The organism is Vibrio sp. Vb1574 (assembly GCF_033338675.1).
Map to the genome: position 1 here is coordinate 1 of NZ_JAWOTC010000334.1, position 1,175 is coordinate 1,175.

Sequence of the window (1,175 nt, forward strand, 5' to 3'; positions counted from 1 at the left end):
TCACCTCTTCGGGTCGCGAAACATCAGTGAGTGTTTTCCAAGAAGCTAATGGTGAAGTGAAAATGTTCACTAACTACCAAGACTTAAACGGTATCTCGATGTCGGGTCTATCTAAGTCGATGGATGACATGGTGTCACTTCTAAACAGCTTCCAAATTGAGGACACAGGTTACGTGTTCTTAACGAATGAAAAAGGTGACATTCAAATTCATCGTCAACAAGGCAAAAACAAAACGTCGATTGCGCAGCTTTTTGGCAGTAACGCGAATCAACTGCTGAACAAAAACAGCTTCAACCTAATTAATGTCGAGTTTGAAGGTAAGGACAATTTCGTCGCGAGTATGTATGTGCCGTCCATGAAATGGTTTGTTATTGGCGTCGTGCCTGTTGACGAAGTGTTTGCTGATCTCAATGCAACTGGCCAAAAAATGATGATCACAACCATTGTAGTGGCGTTGGTGTTCATTTTGATGGGCGTATTGCTTGCAAACAGTATCACTAAGCCAATTCGTTTGATTGCAGATCGCTTTACCGATCTTGGTCAAGGCGAAGGTGATTTATCACAGCGTATTGAAATTCGTGGCAATGATGAAATCGCGCAACTTTCTAAAGGTTTCAACGGATTTATTGAGAAAATCCACGCAACCATTAAAGAGGTATCTTTGACGAGCGGTGCACTGAGTCAAGCGGCAGACAGCGTGTCGAGCAAAGCAACGTCAACGTACGACAATAGCCAAGAGCAACGTGACCAGACGATTCAAGTAGTTGCAGCGATCAACCAAATGGGTGCGACGATCAGTGAAATTGCGTCTAACGCAGCGACGGCAGCCGATACTGCAAACCAAGCGTCTGATAATACTCAGACGGGTCGTGAAGTTGTGATGAAAGCGAAAGAAGTGATTAGCCGTCTTGCTGACGATGTGGAAACGACAAACATTGTTGTGACACAGCTTGCTTCTACAACGAAAGATATCGGCTCTATCCTTGGTGTAATCCGCGATATCTCTGAGCAAACAAACTTGCTGGCATTGAACGCAGCGATTGAAGCGGCACGCGCAGGTGAGCAAGGTCGAGGCTTTGCGGTAGTTGCAGATGAAGTTCGTAACCTAGCGTCGCGCACTGCCGATTCAACGGAAGAGATTCAACGTATGATCAACCAGCTTCAAAGTGATGCT

General features: G+C 45.4%; 1 protein-coding gene. It reads left to right on the forward strand.

Going from position 1 to position 1,175, the window contains the following annotated elements; all coding sequences use genetic code 11:
* Positions 1-1,175, forward strand: a 1,175-nt coding sequence (locus tag R7O12_RS25985; protein WP_318126936.1) for a methyl-accepting chemotaxis protein, incomplete at both ends; no start/stop codon positions are given.